Annotated in this window: 17 protein-coding genes; 13 read left to right on the forward strand and 4 right to left on the reverse strand. The window is 44.8% G+C overall.

Annotation, left to right across the window (positions count from 1 at the left end):
* Positions 1-55: 55 nt before the first annotated feature.
* Positions 56-829, reverse strand: a complete 774-nt coding sequence (locus J5X92_RS06010; protein ID WP_208805075.1) for a haloacid dehalogenase type II — start codon at positions 827-829, stop codon at positions 56-58.
* A 210-nt stretch (positions 830-1,039) separates the two neighbouring features.
* Here J5X92_RS06010 and J5X92_RS06015 point away from each other — a divergent pair, with 210 nt between their 5' ends.
* Positions 1,040-1,603: a TetR/AcrR family transcriptional regulator gene (locus tag J5X92_RS06015; protein ID WP_208805076.1), complete on the forward strand. Its 564-nt coding sequence runs from the start codon at positions 1,040-1,042 to the stop codon at positions 1,601-1,603.
* On the opposite strand, the gene J5X92_RS06020 is transcribed toward J5X92_RS06015, so the two are convergent.
* Together J5X92_RS06020 and rne are read right to left on the reverse strand one after the other, a co-directional pair.
* Positions 1,600-2,598, reverse strand: a complete 999-nt coding sequence (locus tag J5X92_RS06020; RefSeq protein WP_208805078.1) for an oxidoreductase family protein — start codon at positions 2,596-2,598, stop codon at positions 1,600-1,602. The two genes, J5X92_RS06015 and J5X92_RS06020, sit on opposite strands and share 4 nt — an antisense overlap.
* Before the next feature lie 150 nt (positions 2,599-2,748).
* Positions 2,749-6,051, reverse strand: a complete 3,303-nt coding sequence (gene rne, locus J5X92_RS06025) for a ribonuclease E (protein ID WP_208805080.1) — start codon at positions 6,049-6,051, stop codon at positions 2,749-2,751.
* A 703-nt stretch (positions 6,052-6,754) separates the two neighbouring features.
* Between rne and rluC the strand changes: the two genes are divergently transcribed.
* Both rluC and J5X92_RS06035 read left to right on the forward strand, forming a co-directional pair.
* Entirely contained in the window at positions 6,755-7,699 is a 945-nt protein-coding gene (gene rluC, locus J5X92_RS06030) for a 23S rRNA pseudouridine(955/2504/2580) synthase RluC (RefSeq protein ID WP_126872186.1), read from the forward strand.
* Between the two features lie 86 nt (positions 7,700-7,785).
* Complete coding sequence (locus J5X92_RS06035) at positions 7,786-8,433, forward strand: HAD-IIIA family hydrolase (protein ID WP_208805082.1); 648 nt, start codon at positions 7,786-7,788, stop codon at positions 8,431-8,433.
* Positions 8,434-8,467: 34 nt separating this feature from the next.
* Here J5X92_RS06035 and J5X92_RS06040 read toward each other — a convergent pair whose 3' ends face one another.
* Complete coding sequence (locus J5X92_RS06040; protein WP_013784464.1) at positions 8,468-9,115, reverse strand: Maf family protein; 648 nt, start codon at positions 9,113-9,115, stop codon at positions 8,468-8,470.
* Between the two features lie 428 nt (positions 9,116-9,543).
* On the opposite strand from J5X92_RS06040, the gene yceD reads away from it, so the two are divergent.
* The 10 genes from yceD (at position 9,544) to mltG (ending at position 17,850) form a co-directional block, all read left to right on the forward strand.
* Positions 9,544-10,077, forward strand: a complete 534-nt coding sequence (yceD, locus tag J5X92_RS06045; RefSeq protein WP_013784463.1) for a 23S rRNA accumulation protein YceD — start codon at positions 9,544-9,546, stop codon at positions 10,075-10,077.
* 3 nt (positions 10,078-10,080) lie between these two features.
* Entirely contained in the window at positions 10,081-10,251 is a 171-nt protein-coding gene (gene rpmF / locus J5X92_RS06050) for a 50S ribosomal protein L32 (protein WP_013784462.1), read from the forward strand.
* Between the two features lie 15 nt (positions 10,252-10,266).
* The gene (gene plsX, locus J5X92_RS06055) at positions 10,267-11,292 is read left to right on the forward strand and encodes a phosphate acyltransferase PlsX (RefSeq protein WP_057792382.1); all 1,026 of its coding nucleotides are present in this window, start codon (positions 10,267-10,269) and stop codon (positions 11,290-11,292) included.
* The gene (locus J5X92_RS06060; RefSeq protein WP_013784460.1) at positions 11,289-12,254 is read left to right on the forward strand and encodes a beta-ketoacyl-ACP synthase III; all 966 of its coding nucleotides are present in this window, start codon (positions 11,289-11,291) and stop codon (positions 12,252-12,254) included. The genes plsX and J5X92_RS06060 overlap by 4 nt, the downstream gene beginning before the upstream one ends.
* 73 nt (positions 12,255-12,327) lie before the next feature.
* Entirely contained in the window at positions 12,328-13,257 is a 930-nt protein-coding gene (gene fabD, locus J5X92_RS06065; RefSeq protein WP_126872188.1) for an ACP S-malonyltransferase, read from the forward strand.
* Between the two features lie 9 nt (positions 13,258-13,266).
* Positions 13,267-14,007, forward strand: coding sequence for a 3-oxoacyl-ACP reductase FabG (gene fabG, locus J5X92_RS06070; RefSeq protein ID WP_057792377.1), 741 nt, complete (start codon positions 13,267-13,269; stop codon positions 14,005-14,007).
* 199 nt (positions 14,008-14,206) lie between these two features.
* Complete coding sequence (gene acpP, locus J5X92_RS06075) at positions 14,207-14,446, forward strand: acyl carrier protein (RefSeq protein ID WP_013784457.1); 240 nt, start codon at positions 14,207-14,209, stop codon at positions 14,444-14,446.
* Between the two features lie 86 nt (positions 14,447-14,532).
* A complete protein-coding gene (gene fabF / locus J5X92_RS06080; RefSeq protein ID WP_208805084.1) occupies positions 14,533-15,771 on the forward strand; it encodes a beta-ketoacyl-ACP synthase II in 1,239 nt (412 codons plus the stop codon).
* A 119-nt stretch (positions 15,772-15,890) separates the two neighbouring features.
* A complete protein-coding gene (gene pabC, locus J5X92_RS06085) occupies positions 15,891-16,826 on the forward strand; it encodes an aminodeoxychorismate lyase (protein ID WP_208805086.1) in 936 nt (311 codons plus the stop codon).
* Positions 16,810-17,850 carry an endolytic transglycosylase MltG gene (gene mltG / locus J5X92_RS06090; RefSeq protein WP_208805088.1) on the forward strand — a complete coding sequence of 347 codons (1,041 nt, stop codon included), beginning with the start codon at positions 16,810-16,812 and terminating at the stop codon, positions 17,848-17,850. Before pabC ends, mltG begins: the two co-directional genes overlap by 17 nt.
* Positions 17,851-17,863 lie beyond the last annotated feature (13 nt).

A 17,863-nucleotide genomic window follows, 5' to 3' on the forward strand; every position in this document is an offset into this window, starting at 1 on the left:
TTAGGGCGGGTAGTTAATTAGGGCAGGTAAACACCCGCCCTAAAATAACCGGTAATTATTGTTGCTTAGGTAGCATGTCTACCAATTCGTTAAGGTCATTTACGTTGTAATCTGGTGCAATAGCCAGTGGATACAATACCTTTCCAGGGCGGGCAATAAAGGCGGCCTGCCAACCAGCTTGTTTAGCCCCTGCAATATCCCAACCGTGCGCTGCAACAAGCATGGCATCTTCGGGTTTAACCCCCATTTTTTCAGCGGCCCATGCATAAGTGCGAAGATCAGGTTTGTATAGGTTGATATCTTCAACACTTAAGCGGTGTTCAAAAAAATCCAGTAAGTCAGCGTTTTTAAACTGGGTATACACGCCCTTGTTTGAAGAGTTGGTCAAGCTTACCAGTGTATACCCTTTGTCTTTTAACGCTTGTAAACCACTACGTACATCTGGGTGTGGTGGCAAACTGCGAAGTGGGGTAACAATGGCCGTTTTCGCTTGTTTTTGAGTAAGCGAGATACCTTCTATCTCAGACACCATTAGCAATGACGCCACACCAATTTCACCGAAAGTGTGAAAACGTTGGGTGGTAGAGTCTACTAACGAGTGGTGCAACATGGTTGAAAACCACAAAGGGAGTAGTTCATTACGCCCGCCTAATGCTTCTCCCACTGAACTTCGCATTGCAGTTAGGTCTAGCAGGGTTTCATTCACATCGAAGAATATAACTTTTGGGGCTGACGGCTTACCCGTTTCCATGTTGCTGTCTGCAGGTTGTTGAGCATAGCTTGAAAATAACGGTAGTGTGAGTAGTACCGCAGTAATAAATCGTTTCATAAGGTGTCCTCTTTTAATGAGCAAGATAAGTGAGCGAATAATAAGAGTGGGTTTTACCGATGATATAAAAATAGACGTTCATATTTTGAGTGATTGTTCAAAACGATAAAGGAGATTGCAGTAGGGTTCAATAACTTTTTGAGTGTTTGTTCAAAATTGCTATGATGTAAATAGAAAAAATAGGAAATAAGCGAACGAAAGGTACCTGTGATGGCTAAAGCACAATTTGATAAAGACAGTATATTGGATAAAACGATTATGCTGTTTTGGCAGCAAGGCTACCATGGAACATCGATGCAAGACGTTACCGCTACCACAGGGTTAAAGCCGGGCAGCTTGTACAACAGTTTTGGCAATAAAGAGCAGCTGTTTATTGCCAGTTTGGAACGTTACGCACAGCGTAGCGCTGACAAAATGAAGCTTGCGATGTCATATGGCACAGGTGAGGGCATTGTTATGCTGCTGACCGACATGGTGGCAGCAAGAGGGAAGAAAGACTACGCAAGCTGCTTTATCATTAAAACCCAACTAGAACTTACCAGTACGGAGCCTAAGCTCGCTAAGCTTGCTGGAGACTATTTAAGCCGTACTAAAGCGCAGTACAAACTGGCGATTGCCAGCGAATACGGTGAAGCGCTGAGTGAGGTGTATGCCACGTCGGTCATGATGGCTATTTTCGGTATTCGGGTTTACGGATATCAGCAACCAAACGAGGACGATGTGCTTGAAAGCCTCAGGCTGTCTTTACACTGGTTGCCTTGGACAAAGCACTAAATTAACGTCGCTAAGGCGATATCGGTTTGCCTAGTCAGTTCACCGTTAATCTTCCAGTGGTCAGGGCTCCAACCGGCTAAAAATCGATTAAAATCAGCGCAGGCAACAGGATATAGCGCTCGCCACTCCCGTTCTATTACTCGATGTTGTGATTGGTATTTTGTGCCTATTAGTTGGCTGCTTAGGCACTCGAAATAGTAATCCAAACATTGAGTAGTGTGGGTTCGTTGATTGCTTTCACTTAACGCGCTGCCAATAAAATAAGCAACGTCTTTTATTCCTACTCCTAATCCAGTGTATTGAAAATCCACACCACCGCATCGGGTAAAGTCGGGGGTAAAGCAAAAGTTAGCAACCTTGGCATCACCGTGTAATAAGGTTTGAAAGCGTGCTGATGAAAGTTGGGTCGACAATCTGCTAGCTTCCCGTTTTAAAGGCCCATCTACCATCGCTTGCCATTCATCTTGTCGTGTACTCAAATGCCAGTAAGTGCCTTCGGGCCAGACATTTGTGTCAACAATACCCATGAAGCGAGCATGAAATGCTGCCAGCCAACGCAATACCGATTGCGCTTGTTTTACACTTAGCGAAGTGGCACGTGTTGTCAATCCCGCGTTATCTAGATCGTCCATTACTAAGATATGTGCATTGCTATCGTTTTCACCGCTAGCGGCTGCTAAGCACATAGGGGTTAAGCAGTCTGCGTTAGTGCTAGGTTGCAAACGGGTGTAAAAGTAGTGCTCTACCTGAAATGATCGGCATTTTCTAAGGTGACTGGTATTGGATTGCCATCCTTTTGGGTGGCTAATTTGTGAAGAGGGTTGAACGCACTTGGCCACCACAGGCATTGAAGTGTTCTTAGCGTTATCAAACAGGGTTGCACGAAAGCATGCGCCATAACCACTCCATAGTGACTGAATAAGCACTGGGGAGCGCACTTCTTTTTGGGTGGTTCTTTCTAACCAATCAATCAAGCTGGGTTTAACTTTATCCAACCTTTTACTCCCACTGTTCAGCAATATGAATGACCATTAAAAAAGCCGCAATTAAGCGGCTTCTTATCGTGTGTAAACAACCTTAGTTCCTAGTAACAACGCTAGTCAAGGATGGCTAGCGCTATCACTAACTAGGGTTGCTAGTCACGCTTAGGCGTTTTCATCAACACTGGATGGCAGTGTTGTTGGTGCTGATGCGGCGGCACTTGCCTTCGCAATAGCTGCGCTTCTACCCGATACTACAATGGCTGGGCGGCTATCGTCAGACTTAGCGGTAAGCGCTACGTCATTGAACGTGTCATCAACCGATGCTGGCGCTGCCATTGGCGCAGATGCATTAATACGACCACGGCTGCTAGCTGCTACACCTGTAGTAATAGGCTTAGATACCGCTGCTTTGGCTTTCTTAAGGTTCGCTTTTGGCGCAGGTTTAGCCTTAGGTTCACTTGCTGCTTTAGCAGAATCTTCACCTAGGTTAATTTCAACCTGTTTAGGTGCAGCTTCAGCGACAGGAGCAGGAGTAACATCAGCTTTAGCTGGCTTAGGTGCGTCTGCTTCACTTTTAGGCGAAGCTAGCTCGAACTGCATTTCGTCTTGAACTACTTCAGCTGCTGGCGCTTCTGGCTTAGCTGATGCGGTTTCTGTTGTTGCAGGTTCTGCTTTTTCTTCCGACGGCGCTAGTACACCAGGCTTAGTGGCTTGAGTGTCTTCTGCTTTAGTCGCAGTAGGCGCTTCAGCATTATCGGCACTTGCATCAATAGCAGCAGGCTGGGCATTCTCATTTTGAGTATGCGCAGTGTCTGCCTCAAGTTTACCAGGCATTGCTGCTTGTGTATCTTCTGCACGAGGTGCTGATTCACTAACGTCGGCGGCAGGAGCCGTTGAAGCTGGTACTTCTTGTGACGGTGTAGTTTCAACGTTTGTTGTTGACTGTTCACCTACCGGGGCGCTGTTGTCATCATTAGACTGCTGCGCTTCCTTCTTGCGGCGCTGACCAGCAGCACGAACATGACGAGGAGAGCGACGTGAACGGCCACGGCTTTCACGTTGTTGACCATTTTCATCAGTGTCGTTGTTCGATTGCTCTGAAGAAGATTGAGCATCTTGTTCAGTGGTCGACTTAACGTCAGCTGGCTGAGAGGCTTGTGTTACAGGCGCTGCTGATTCAGAAGCTGCTGGTGCATCAGTTGACTGAACTGGTGAAGTATTAACTTCTTCAGTTTCAGCAGGGGCTGCTTTAGCAGGTTTAGGCTTATCAACTGCAAGAGACTTAACTGGTTTGCTAGCCGGTGCTTCGTTTGACTGTGTATTGTCATCTTTTTTCACACGTACGCTGCGACGAGTATCTCTGCGTTTGCGGCGCTCAGCCACTTCTTGTTTCTTTTGCGCTTCTTGAGGCTTAGCATCTTGAGACTTCCTGTCTTGGGTCTTAGGTGCTTCGTCTTGCGCGTTATCTCTGCTTTGCTCTTGCTTAGGCTTCTGAGTCTCGTCACGAGGTTTACGAGGCTTACGAGGCTTATTGTTACTTGCGCGTGGCTTGTCGTCTTGCTCAGAACGTGGCGTACGTTGTTCTTGTTCGCCATCTTTGTTTTGAGGCTGGTTACGACGTGTGTTCTTTCTTGGCTTACGGCGACGATCATCACCATTGCGATTGCGAGACTGATTGCCACCACGATTATTGCGGCTTTCAGATTGCTTCTGCTTTTCTTTTTCTTTCGCTTCAGCTTCTGCTTTCGCTTTCTCGTCTTCACCACCAAGCACATCACCTAACCATTTACCTATGCGGGCAAATAGTGATGGTGAGCTTTCAGCTTTAGCTTCAGGTGTTTCTGCCTTAGGCGCAACAACAGGTGCCGCGGTAGGCGCAACTAGCCCTTTCAATGCTGGCTCTTCACGCTTAACCGGCACTGACGTTGTGGTTTCAGTTTCCGTTTCAACCGTTGGCATTAACTCTACTTCGTAGCTTGCGTCATCTAGAATATCATCTGGACGGCGGCGAGTGACTTGGTAGTGAGGTGTTTCAAGGTTGGCGTTAGGGATAAGTAATAAGTTAACCCCATGACGCTTTTCTAAGCTTTGAATTGCTTTACGCTTTTCATTAAGCAAGTAGGTTGCTACTGATACAGGAAGCTGTGCTTCAATTTGGCCTGTGTTTTCTTTAATGCTTTCTTCTTCAAGAATACGCAAAATAGACAGCGCTAATGACTCGGTACCACGAATGGTGCCGTGTCCTGAACAGCGAGGGCACACATGGTGCGCTGAATCACCCAATGATGGACGTAAACGCTGACGTGACATTTCAAGCAAGCCAAAGCGAGAAATACGGCCTAGTTGAACGCGAGCACGATCGCTGCGAACCGCGTCTTTCATGCGGTTTTCAACTTCACGTTGGTGACGTACTGGGGTCATATCGATAAAATCGATAACAACCAAGCCACCTAAGTCGCGTAAACGAAGTTGACGGGCAATTTCGTCAGCGGCTTCAAGGTTTGTATTTAATGCCGTTTCTTCAATATCTCCACCTTTTGTTGCGCGGGCAGAGTTAATATCAATAGAAGTAAGCGCTTCAGTAGGGTCGATAACAATTGAACCACCAGATGGTAAGCGAACTTCACGTTGGAAGGCAGACTCAATTTGGCTTTCAATTTGATAATGACTGAACAAAGGTACTTCGCCACGATAAAGCTTAACGCGGCTAGCGAAGTCAGGGCGCACTAGTTGGATGTGCTGCAGCGCTTGTTCGTAGATGCTGGTTTTATCAATTAAAATTTCACCAATATCGCGACGTAGATAGTCACGAATTGCACGTACAATTACGTTACTTTCTTGGTGAATTAAGAAGGGCGCTTCACGCTCTTCAGCCACTTTAGAAATTGCTTCCCAATGGGTAAGTAGTACTTTTAAATCCCACTCTAATTCTTCGTAAGATTTGCCTACGCCAGCGGTACGAACGATTAAGCCCATGCCATCAGGCAGGTCTAGTTTGTTCAAAGATTCTTTAAGTTCTGTACGCTCATCACCTTCGATACGACGAGAAATACCGCCAGCACGAGGGTTGTTTGGCATTAATACTAAGTAGCTACCAGCCAGCGATAAGAAAGTAGTAAGCGCTGCGCCTTTTTGGCCACGTTCTTCTTTATCAATTTGAATGATAACTTCTTGGCCTTCCTTAATAACATCTTTGATGTTTGGACGGCCTTCGAAACGGTAGCCTTTAGGGAAGTAAGTGCGAGCGATTTCTTTAAGAGGTAGGAAACCGTGGCGATCTGCGCCGTAGTCTACGAATGCCGCTTCGAGGCTTGGCTCAACGCGGGTTATTTTACCTTTGTAAATGTTTGCTTTTTTCTGTTCGTGCCCAGGACTTTCGATGTCCAAATCGTATAACCGCTGCCCATCAACAAGGGCAACACGCAACTCTTCTAATTGAGTTGCATTAATTAACATTCTTTTCATTGTATCTAACTCTGTTTTTAATACAGCCGTCCAGATACAAAATTAAAGTGACATGTACAAACCCTCACCGCGCAACCTCACGATTGTACGGGGACCTTGTTGTAACGCCGCATTATCCTTGAACTTACGCGGCATGTAACGTTTTTCGTTACTCGTTCCGCGTTTTATATTGTTCTTAAGGATGTCGGGAGCGACATACCCTTATCTCTATCTATCTTTTTAACAAACACCGCTCTTAGGCTGGCGCTTGTTTGTCAATTCAATTCTGTTAGCTAAACGGCGAACTTATTTTATGTTCGCAAACAGCATCTGAATTATCTAACGGCAGTGTAGTCGTTGCCTCTATAATTCTCGTTCCAGATATAAAATTGCGTGTTCATTGAATAATGCAATTGGAACGTGACGCTGTTCTTATGGATAACAAAAGTGGCGAAATAAACGGGTAACGAATTAACCTGCTCTAAATGCTCACTATGTTAAATGTTGTGTTTCACCGGCATGATTTGGCCGCGTAAAATACAGTTTTTATTATGGCATCAAAGGTTCAATTTAAGCAAGGTGTGAGGGGTAAATAAGCCCAGATAATGCGGTTTTTCTGTGCTAAATGCTCGTTTAGTATCAAAAGTAGTCAAAGGGTTTTATTTTTAAGGCACATCAAAGTTTCTGTATCGGTCTGCTTTTGCAATGCGTTATAATGGAGTTTATGAAAGAACAAACCCAACAATCAGTCCGTTTCGTTACCGTTGAACCCGATTTAGCAGGGCAACGTGTAGACAATTTTTTGCGCACCCAATTAAAGGGTGTGCCCAAAAGCATGATTTATCGCATTTTGCGTAAAGGTGAAGTGCGCGTAAATAAAGGCAGGGTAAAACCCGAATATAAACTCGTTGCCGATGATGTGGTACGTATCCCACCTGTGCGAGTTTCTGAAGGAACACCTGGACCGTCGCCAAAACTCGATAAAATTGCAGCGCTTGAATCTCAAATATTATTTGAAGACGAGCGCATTATAGTGATTAACAAGCCTTCAGGTATTGCCGTTCATGGTGGTAGTGGTTTGAGTTTTGGTCTTATTGAAGGTTTACGGGCACTGCGTCCCGATGCCAACTTTATGGAATTGGTACACCGTTTAGACAGAGACACCTCTGGCTGTATTCTTATTGCTAAGAAACGCTCTGCACTTCGTCATATGCATGAGCAGTTGCGTACCGGTAAAATGGATAAACGCTACCAAGCCCTCGTGGCAGGGCAGTGGCCTGACAATCGCTTTAAAGTAAAAGCGCCCCTTCGTAAGAATGTGTTGCAATCGGGTGAACGCATGGTGAGCGTAAGTGAAGATGGCAAGCCATCTGAAACCCGCTATCGCATATTGCAAAAGTTCGACACCGCTACTTTGGTAGAGGCTTCACCTATTACAGGTAGAACCCATCAAATCCGAGTGCACTGTTTACACGCTGAGCATCCTATTGCATGCGACCCTAAATACGGTGATACCGAGTTTGATGAGTCTATGCGTCAAAAAGGCTTAAATCGCCTATTTTTGCACGCACATAGCATTTCGCTAATTCACCCTGGCACAGAAGAGCGGGTTAAATTTACCGCACCGTTAGATGCCACGTTAACCAATACCCTTAAAGCCTTGTCATAAAGCTTTTAGGGTATTCGGTAAGTTTACTTATTAATTAAGTACTATTTATTTATATAGATTCTTTATATAGAAGGAACGCTGTAACTATGCGCTATAAGTTGGTTATTTTTGATTGGGACGGCACCTTAATGGACTCTGCCGATAAAATTATCAACTGTATGCAGATAGCAGCAAAACACTGTGACATGCCGGTTCCAAGTGCTGATGCGGTAAGTCACATTATAGGTATTAGCTTAAAACCTGCTATTAAGCAGTTATTTGGTATTGACGATGATGCCCTTGCTGAGCGCTTAGTACTGGCTTATAAAGAAGCCTTTGTAATCCATGATGCTACGCCGTGCCCGTTGTTTAATGGTGTAGAAGATTTGTTATCAGCACTAAAGGCAAAGGGAGCTACCCTTGCTGTAGCAACAGGGAAAGCGCGAAGAGGTCTTGATAGGGCCTGGTCGCAAACCGAGACTGGCCACTTTTTTAGTGCGTCACGATGCGCTGATGACGCGCAGTCTAAACCGTCACCTGACATGCTACTGCAAATTTTAGACGAGCTAAATATTAGTGCGAATGATGCCGTCATGATTGGCGACACCACTTACGATATGCAAATGGCAAAATCTATTGGTATGCGCAGAATAGGGGTTTCTTACGGGGTGCATGCACAAGTTCACCTTGAAGCGTTGGCGCCTGAAACCATTGTGCATTCCATTGGCGAACTTCAGCAGTTTTTGCTCCGCTAGTTTGGCGTTCAATAGCAAAGCAAATCTTCATCCGCTAGGCCTTGGCAGTAGCTAGGTCTAGCAAATCGATATTAAAATGTTTGTCTAGCATATTATGTAGCAGCATAACGGGAAGCCCTATTAACGTATTCGGGTCGCGGCTGGTAATACGTTCAAACAATAAGGCCCCCATGCCTTCACATTTGAAACTCCCCGCACAATCAAGTGGCATTTCGGCTTCAACGTAAGCACGTAGTTGTGCTTCTTTATGGCTACGAAAATACACACAGGTTTCTTCAGCCCGAGTAATAGTGTCTAAATTGCTAGTAAGGATGTCGGGTAGGTCTTCGTCGTTTTCAGCTTTACATAAACTTATCGCGGTATAAAAATACACCGATTTTCCTTGGCACATTTTCAGTTGCGCTACGGCGTTTTCAACTGTTCCCGGCTTGCCTAGTATAATTTTGCCATCAGGACCTTCGACAGAAGCAACTTGATCGCTTCCAATTACAATTCTCCCTGGCTGCTGTTGGGCAATCTTTTTAGCTTTTTCGAACGCTAAACGTTTGCACAACGCAAGGGGTGTTTCGTCGGGTAGGGGAGTCTCATCTATATCTGGTTTGCTTATTTCAGCTTGAATGCCAATATTCGACAATAATTGCTGGCGGTACTTAGATGATGAAGCTAGAACGAGTGTGGTCATACTACAAAACCTCAATCTTACATTAAGTGTTAATTAACCGGTCTACGCGTTGTGTGTCCTCTTACGCAAGCCTGTGCTTATCCTTAAACACTGAACTCCTTTTTATCTGGCTTATTTTTCGAGTAACCCCAAAAAAAACCACCAAAAACCTTTAAATTACTCATAAAGAGTAATTACAACTTACCTTAAATATAGCGTGTTTTTATAAATGAGCGTAATGCCGTTTGCCAACTTGGTTTGTTTTGACAATACGCCATTTTACCAACCTTCCGCTATTTTAAACACATCATGTTCTTTTTACTTGTTATTTGGGGCTATTCCCTTAAAATTCGGTTTATGAAAAGAAGTACAAAATCGCTAAATTATTATACAAAAACGCCCATTAAATCTTTGACAGTGGGACGTGGAATCTATAGAATGCGCGCCCTATGCAGAAAGTGAAACTCCCTCATACGGTCGAACCGACCAGCAGCGCTATGAAACGTTCCGATTATCGGGGTGTTCTTGTGTCTGAAGATATGGAACGATTGAGTGGGGCAGTTGTCCGATGTAGTGAATATGTGAACGTCGATGTGCAGTTCAAAAAAGACGAGCAGGGTCTTACTGTATTTCACGGTCATTTAGACACTCAGGTAACACTTCTCTGCCAGCGGTGTAATGGTGAATTTGATACCACACTTGATGTGGATTTTTGTTTTACTCCAGTGCAGGGAGAAGAACGAAATGAAGAAGATCCAATACCCGAGGCTTACGAACCGGTAGAGGTCAACGACCACGGAGAAGTTAATCTGCTTCAGATATTTGAAGACGAGTTACTTTTATCTTTGCCCATCGTACCCCTTCATGCAGAGGAGGAGTGCTCAGTGTCTAAAGATGATATGTCATTTGGAAAGATTGAACCGGAACAAGAGCGAGAAAACCCTTTCGCGGTTTTGAAAGAACTTAAGCGAGACCAGGAGTAAGTTATGGCTGTACAAAAAAATCGTAAAACGCGCTCTAAGCGTGGCATGCGTCGTTCACACGATGCATTGACAGCGTCGACTTTGTCTGTCGACCCTACGTCGGGTGAAACACACCGTCGTCACCACGTGACAGCTGACGGTTATTACAAAGGCAATAAAGTAGTCGGCGCGTAATTCGGCGTCTACATTTTGTCTAAGCTAACCATCGCGTTAGATATCATGGGGGGCGATCATGGTCCCCCTGTTATCCTTTCTGCGGCTGTAAAGGCCATTGAACTTCATTCTGACGTTCATTTTTTGCTATGCGGCGACCAAGCCGTTATATCCCCAGCAATCCAAAATCTCACCGCTTCCCAACGAAGTCGGGTAACCGTATCTCATTGCGACCAAGTGGTTGAAATGGGTGAGGCGCCTACCTCTGCGTTACGCAATAAAAAACGCTCTTCAATGCGCCGTGTGATTGAATATGTTCAAAGCAACGAAGCCGATGCATGTGTAAGTGCAGGCAATACTGGCGCGCTCTTAACCTTATCGTTCTACTTATTAAAAACCTTGTCGGGTATTGATAGGCCAGCACTTATCAGCATGATGCCCACCGCGAGTCACCATAATGTATTCTTGCTCGATTTAGGCGCGAATGTGAATTGCACGCCTGAAATTTTATTTCAGTACGGTGTGATGGGTTCGGTGTTAGCGCAAGAAGCCGCGGGTATTCCTTCGCCGCGAGTTGCCTTATTAAACGTGGGTGAAGAAGATATAAAAGGAAATGCGTACGTAAAGTTAGCCGACCAACTATTTAAAGATGCACCAGGCATTAACTACATTGGCTATGTAGAAGGTGATGACATCTTTACCGATAAAGCCGATGTGGTGGTAACTGACGGTTTTACCGGCAATGTTGCGCTTAAATCCAGTGAAGGCCTAGCCAAGTTAGTCATTAATGAAGTGAAGCGCCAGTCACAAAAGAACTTTTATACGCGGCTAATGGCCAAAATTGCTTTTCCATTGCTCAAATCTATCTATAACAGCGTGAACCCCGACCAGTATAATGGTGCGAGTCTGATAGGATTGCGCGGCATTGTTATCAAGAGTCATGGAAATGCATCTAAAGACGCCTTTTATTACGCCATTGTGCAAGCAATGAAAGAAGCAAAGATGCGAGTTCCAGACAAGATAAAAACGAAGATAGAAACGGTTTTATTGGAGCAGCTTTGAGCAAATATTCTCGATTTATCGGTACTGGAAGTTATTACCCTAGTGATATACGAACCAATGCCGATTTGGAAGTTATGGTTGATACCAGTGATGAATGGATCACTGATAGAACCGGTATTAAAGAACGCCGAATTATAGGTGCTGAAGAAACCGCTGCGACCATGGGGGCAGAGGCAAGTAAGAAAGCCATAGAGATGGCAGGCATCGACCCTCAATCAATTGACATGATAGTGTGTGCTACTACGAGCGGACGCTATGCACTTCCTAGCACGGCCTGTGAAATCCAGCGCATTTTAGGTATTAACGGTATTCCTGCTTTTGATGTGGCTGCTGCGTGTGCGGGTTATTGCTACGCATTAAGTGTGGCCGACCAATACATCAAATCTGGCATGGCTAAGCGTATCTTAGTTATTGGTACAGATTGTCTTAGCCGTTTGATAGCACCTGAAGATCGCACTATGGTCATTCTTTTTGGTGACGCCGCGGGTGCCACTATTATAGAAGCCAGTGATGAGCCGGGTATCTTATCTACTCATATAAATGCCGATGGTTCTTACGGCGATTTACTTTACGTTGGAAACCCTACGCGTGGTGATGAAGCATCAGTACACGAAAATTGGGGCGTTATGCGCGGAAACGAAGTTTTCAAAGTTGCCGTGAACAAATTGTCTGAAGTGGTTGAGCAAACCCTTGCGGCCAACAATATGCAAAAATCTGATCTGGATTGGCTAGTGCCTCACCAAGCGAATTTCAGAATTATTAAAGCGACAGCCAAAAAATTAGATATGTCGTTAGACCAAGTGGTAGTGACGTTAGAAAAATACGGTAATACATCCGCAGCCACAGTACCCACAGCACTAGACACCGCTATTCGCGATGGTCGGATTCAGCGTGGGCAACATTTATTATTAGAAGCGTTCGGCGGCGGTTTTGCTTGGGCATCTGCGCTGGTACGATACTAGTTTCTTCTATCAGTCTTATTGAATTCGTTGTATTCAAAAATTCGTTGTATACAAAAAATAATAAGGAACAACAATGACAAAAACAGCCTGCGTCTTTCCTGGGCAGGGCTCACAATCGGTGGGCATGCTTAAAGAGTTGGCCGACAGCCATCCTTCGGTTTTAGATACCTTCAAAGAAGCTTCAGACGTATTAGGTTACGATCTTTGGGATCTGGTACAAAACGATACCGATGGAAAATTGAACGAAACTCATATTACTCAGCCAGCTTTGCTTGCTGCTAGTGTTGCGACTTGGCGCGTATTAGAAGCACAAGGCATTGAAGTGAGCTATTTAGCGGGACACAGTTTGGGTGAGTATTCAGCCCTAGTATGTGGCGGTGCTATGTCTTTTGCTGATGCGATAAAGCTGGTTGAAGCTCGTGGTCAATATATGCAAGAGGCGGTGCCAGCGGGTGCCGGTGCTATGTATGCCATTATTGGCTTAGACGACAATACCATTGCCAACGTGTGCCACCAAACGGCGATTGCGACAGGCGATGTAGTGTCTCCGGTTAATTTTAACTCGCCAGGGCAAGTGGTTATTGCTGGCGAAAAAGTGGCCGCTGAGCAAGCTGCTGCGGCGTGTAAAGAAGCGGGTGCCAAGCGAGCTCTTCCATTATCGGTAAGTGTGCCTTCGCACTGCGAACTCATGCGCCCCGCTGCTGACAAGTTAGAAGATGCGCTGGCGTCAACAAGCGTTCATACCCCTGCAATCAATATCATTAATAATGTTGATGTGACCATTGAAACTGACGGTGCATCAATAAAAAGTGCGTTGGTACGCCAATTATATTGCCCTGTTCAGTGGACGCGTACCGTAGAGTATTTGGCTGCAGCAGGTGTTGAACGTATCATTGAAGTAGGCCCAGGTAAGGTACTTACAGGATTAAATAAACGCATTAATAAAAGTTTAGAATCCATTGCTGTAAACACCCCAGAAAGTGTGGAAGCATTAAAACAATAAGGAAACGCTATGAGTCAGTTAGAAGGCAAAGTAGCACTGGTAACAGGCGCTAGCCGAGGCATTGGTAAAGCCATTGCTAGTCAGCTTGCAGCGCAGGGTGCTACGGTTGTAGGCACTGCTACAAGCGACAGTGGTGCAAGTGCAATTACTGAATATTTATCTGAATTTGGTGGCAAAGGTATTGCACTAAATGTTACCGATAAAGACAGTATAGATGCTATAATCAAGGAAATTAATGACACCTTCGGTGGCATTGATATTTTGGTTAATAATGCAGGTATTACTCGTGATAACTTGTTAATGCGTATGAAAGATGACGAATGGCAAGACATCATTAATACTAACCTTACAGCCATTTTTACGCTGTCAAAAGCAGTACTTCGCGGTATGATGAAGAAACGCTTTGGCCGTATTGTAAATATCGGTTCTGTAGTGGGTAGTTCGGGTAATGCTGGGCAAGCAAACTACGCAGCAGCGAAAGCAGGTGTTATTGGTTTTTCGAAATCTATGGCACGTGAAGTGGCTTCTCGTGGTATAACTATTAACGTTGTTGCGCCTGGTTTTATCGATACCGACATGACAAAATCATTGACGGACGATCAAAAAAGCGCAATTTTTAAAGATATTCCTGCTAACCGTTTAGGTGAACCTGATGAAATAGCAGCCACTGTTGCCTTTTTAGTGAGCAGCGGTGCAGCCTATATTACAGGCGAAACTATCCATGTAAACGGTGGTATGTATATGGGTTAAATTCACGAAAATTGTGAATTTAACTGTGTTTGGGGTGGATTTTCCCCGAACTTGGATGTAAAAATAGAACATTAAGAATTTGGGATGCCGCTGGTTTGACCAGAAAATTTGTTTAAACTGGTGCTTGCAAGCTTGTACCTTGCAAAATAAACTAGCGGCACTTTGACTATCTAGTGACGTTTAAGGGAAACCTAGAATTATGAGTAACATTGAAGAACGCGTTAAGAAAATTATCATTGAACAACTTGGCGTAAAAGAAGAAGAAGTAAAAGCTGAAGCTTCATTCGTTGATGATTTGGGCGCAGACTCACTTGACACTGTTGAGCTAGTAATGGCGTTAGAAGAAGAATTTGATACTGAAATTCCTGACGAAGAAGCAGAAAAAATTACTACTGTTCAGTCAGCTATTGACTATATCAATGCTAACAAAGACGCTTAAGTCTTCGTTACAGTAAATTAAAAAACGGCTCTCTTTAGAGCCGTTTTTGTATTCCCACCTTATTAGTTCCAATGCGAGGGCTTTTTGTGACAAAACGTCGCGTAGTGGTTACTGGTCTTGGCATGCTTTCACCTTTGGGTCTTTCTGTAGATGAGACTTGGCGTCGTCTGTTAGCAGGCGAAAGCGGTATTGGTGAAATCACCCACTTTGATTGCAGTGACTATTCCACCCGTTTCGCAGGTCAAGTTGATAACTTTGACCCGCAGGAATATATAGAAAAGAAAGAAACGAAAAAAATGGACAGGTTTATTCAGCTGGGTATTGCAGCGGGTAAACAGGCCATGGCTGATTCGGGCTTAACGATAACTGAAGAAAATGCACACCGTGTTGGTGTAGCTATTGGTTCAGGCATTGGCGGGCTAGAACAAATTGAACAAAACCACACTAAATTAATGAATAGCGGTCCTAAGCGCGTTTCTCCATTTTTTGTGCCTTCCACTATTACCAATATGATTTCAGGCTTTTTGTCTATCATGGAAGGGCTTAAAGGGCCAAACCTAAACGTCGTGACGGCGTGTACCACTGGTGTGCATAACATTGGTATTGCTGCGCGTACTATCGCGTATGACGATGCAGATGCCATGCTAGCAGGCGGTTCAGAAGCGTCTATTACGCCATTAGGTATTGCGGGTTTTGCTGCGGCACGTGCATTGTCTGCACGAAACGACGATCCTCAAGGCGCTAGTCGCCCTTGGGATAAAGATCGTGATGGTTTCGTGATGGGCGAAGGTGCTGGCGTAGTAATGCTAGAAGAATACGAAGCGGCGAAAGCGCGTGGTGCAACCATCTACGCTGAACTTGTTGGTTTTGGTATGAGTGGCGATGCCTATCATATGACATCACCACCTGCTGACGGTGAAGGTGCAGCGGCTTCAATGAGTAACGCTATTCGCGATGCAAAAATTGATAGCAGCGAAATTGGCTACGTTAACGCGCATGGTACATCTACACCAGCGGGTGATATTGCAGAAGTAGCAGCGGTTAAGCGCGTATTCAACGAACATGCGCACAACATGCTGGTAAGCTCTACTAAGTCGATGACAGGTCATTTACTTGGCGCAGCAGGCTCTGTAGAAGCTATTTTCACCATATTGGCACTACGTGACAAAATGGCACCGCCCACCATTAATTTGGATGAGCCAAGCGAAGGATGCGATTTAGACTTCGTGGCGAATAAAGCAAAAATGTTTACTTCAGACTATGCGCTGTGTAATTCATTTGGCTTTGGTGGTACTAACGGTTCGCTTATTTTCAAACGAATTTAAGCCCGAACACACGTTCGGACACCCGTAGTTATTGATTAAAGGCAGCGCAAGCTGCCTTTCTTGTTTGCGCACAACAACTTGGTATACTGCACGACAGACGTTAATTATTAGAGCTAGTTGTGAAAATAGTCGCAAATACCGACACCGCATCTTCAACCCCTTCATCCGCCGATGCAATTGCCCTTAACGACAGGGCACTGAACTATGGTGATGGCGTTTTTACTACTATGTGCGTTAGCCAGGGGAAAGTAGAACTACTGTCTTTTCATCTTGCTAGGCTCAATCATGATGCTAAAGCGTTAGCCATTTCCCTCGACATGACTGCACTTAGACAGGCAATTGATGTTTATGTTAGCGCACTTACCGAATCTCTTGAACACTTCAGCATTAAAAGAGTAATGAAGGTTCATGTGTCTTCAGGAGAGGGCGGTCGAGGGTACGCACGAGATAGCCAAGCTCCGGCTATTGTTCGGTTTTCCACCCATACGTATCCTGCGCATTATTCTGAACTTGCTGCTAGTGGTTTAACCCTAATAAACGCGAAAACACCCTTGGCCATACAGCCTTTACTGGGTGGTATTAAACATATGAACCGGTTAGAGCAGGTATTGGTTAAGCGTGAAGTTGTTGAGGCGAATGCCGATGATGCCTTAGTGTTCGACACACAAGGGCACCTTATTGAAGCCAGTGCGGGAAACGTATTTTTTCAAACCGATACTGGATGGCACACACCAAAGGTAAATAACTGTGGTGTAAATGGTGTTGTGCGCCAGTGCTTATTAAGTATGTTAAAACCAAGCTCGACAAAAGACAGCGACATAAGTAGCAACGCTTTAGTCGTTCATGAAGGCGAATACACTTTGGCTGATATCGCTAATGCTAAGGCAATGGTGATCACCAATGCCTTAATGGGCGTAATGCCAGTCAATAAAGTTTTGCTAAACGACGGAAAAACGAGTGATGAGTTAGCATTTAGTGCGTCTCATGAAGGGGCAAAGCGCCTTGCTAAGTTAGTATTAGAGAAAATTCAGGACGATCATGCGAATAGTTATTAGCATTGGGATAATGCTAGCGCTTATTGTGGGTGCAATTACCTTTGGTATTTTATATGTAAATGGGCAAGCTTCATCACCCTTGTCGATTCCCCAACCACAGCTTTATACGGTAGAAAAGGGCAGTAACGGATATAAAGTGGTAAGGGATCTTCGGGCACGGGAGTTAATCGATAGCCCTGAATTAGCAACAAAACTTTGGCTCAAATTTTTCGCTGCCAATACCCACGTGAAATCGGGTACATACCGTTTAACACCTGGGTTATCACTACGAGAAGTATTCGGCATATTAAGCCGTGGTGAAGAGCACTATTTTGCCGTGAGCTTGGTAGAAGGACTGACACTAAAAGAGTGGTTGGTTACGTTAAAGGCGCAAACTGAACTGATAAACGATGTATCGCTGGATCAGGTTGAAGAGACGATTAATATCTCAAGCTCGGTAAATGAGGAAAAAGCGCCAATGCTATGGCTGAGTGAAGCTAGCAGCGCCGAAGGCTTATTTTTAGCCGATACGTATTTCTTCACCGCTAACACTGCGACCAGTAGCATTTTAACACGCGCCCACAAGGCCATGTTAGATTATGTCGAAACCCAGTGGCAGCAACGGCAAGCAGATTTGCCATTGAACTCACCGTACGACGCCCTAATATTGGCAAGTATTATTGAAAAAGAAACCGCAGTGAGTGCAGAACGAACCAAAATAGCGGGGGTATTTGTAAACCGACTGCGGAAAAATATGCGATTACAAACCGATCCCACCGTTATTTACGGCATTGGCGATGCGTATGATGGTAATATTACCCGTAAGCACCTTCGTACGCCCACACCTTACAACACGTATACAATTAAAGGTTTGCCGCCCACGCCTATTGCGATGGCCGGTAAGGAAGCCATTTGGGCCGCGTTAAACCCAATGGAAACCGATGCCTTGTATTTTGTGGCTAGGGGTGATGGTAGCCACGAATTTTCATCTTCGCTGGCAGCCCATAATGCTGCTGTGCGAAAATATCAGTTAAATAGAAAATAATAAGTCCAGCAAC

Origin of the sequence: Alteromonas sp. K632G (assembly GCF_017653625.1) — a bacterium.
Lineage (GTDB): Bacteria > Pseudomonadota > Gammaproteobacteria > Enterobacterales > Alteromonadaceae > Alteromonas > Alteromonas naphthalenivorans.

Excerpts from the sequence above, each read along its gene's own strand:
- acpP (WP_013784457.1), top strand. The coding sequence starts at position 14,207 with ATGAGTAACATTGAAGAACGCGTTAAGAAAATTATCATTGAACAACTT.
- J5X92_RS06015 (WP_208805076.1), top strand. The coding sequence starts at position 1,040 with ATGGCTAAAGCACAATTTGATAAAGACAGTATATTGGATAAAACGATT.
- rpmF (WP_013784462.1), top strand. The coding sequence starts at position 10,081 with ATGGCTGTACAAAAAAATCGTAAAACGCGCTCTAAGCGTGGCATGCGT.
- yceD (WP_013784463.1), top strand. The coding sequence starts at position 9,544 with ATGCAGAAAGTGAAACTCCCTCATACGGTCGAACCGACCAGCAGCGCT.
- J5X92_RS06010 (WP_208805075.1), bottom strand. The coding sequence starts at position 829 with ATGAAACGATTTATTACTGCGGTACTACTCACACTACCGTTATTTTCA.
- rluC (WP_126872186.1), top strand. The coding sequence starts at position 6,755 with ATGAAAGAACAAACCCAACAATCAGTCCGTTTCGTTACCGTTGAACCC.
- fabD (WP_126872188.1), top strand. The coding sequence starts at position 12,328 with ATGACAAAAACAGCCTGCGTCTTTCCTGGGCAGGGCTCACAATCGGTG.
- J5X92_RS06035 (WP_208805082.1), top strand. The coding sequence starts at position 7,786 with ATGCGCTATAAGTTGGTTATTTTTGATTGGGACGGCACCTTAATGGAC.
- fabG (WP_057792377.1), top strand. The coding sequence starts at position 13,267 with ATGAGTCAGTTAGAAGGCAAAGTAGCACTGGTAACAGGCGCTAGCCGA.
- rne (WP_208805080.1), bottom strand. The coding sequence starts at position 6,051 with ATGAAAAGAATGTTAATTAATGCAACTCAATTAGAAGAGTTGCGTGTT.
- mltG (WP_208805088.1), top strand. The coding sequence starts at position 16,810 with ATGCGAATAGTTATTAGCATTGGGATAATGCTAGCGCTTATTGTGGGT.
- J5X92_RS06040 (WP_013784464.1), bottom strand. The coding sequence starts at position 9,115 with ATGACCACACTCGTTCTAGCTTCATCATCTAAGTACCGCCAGCAATTA.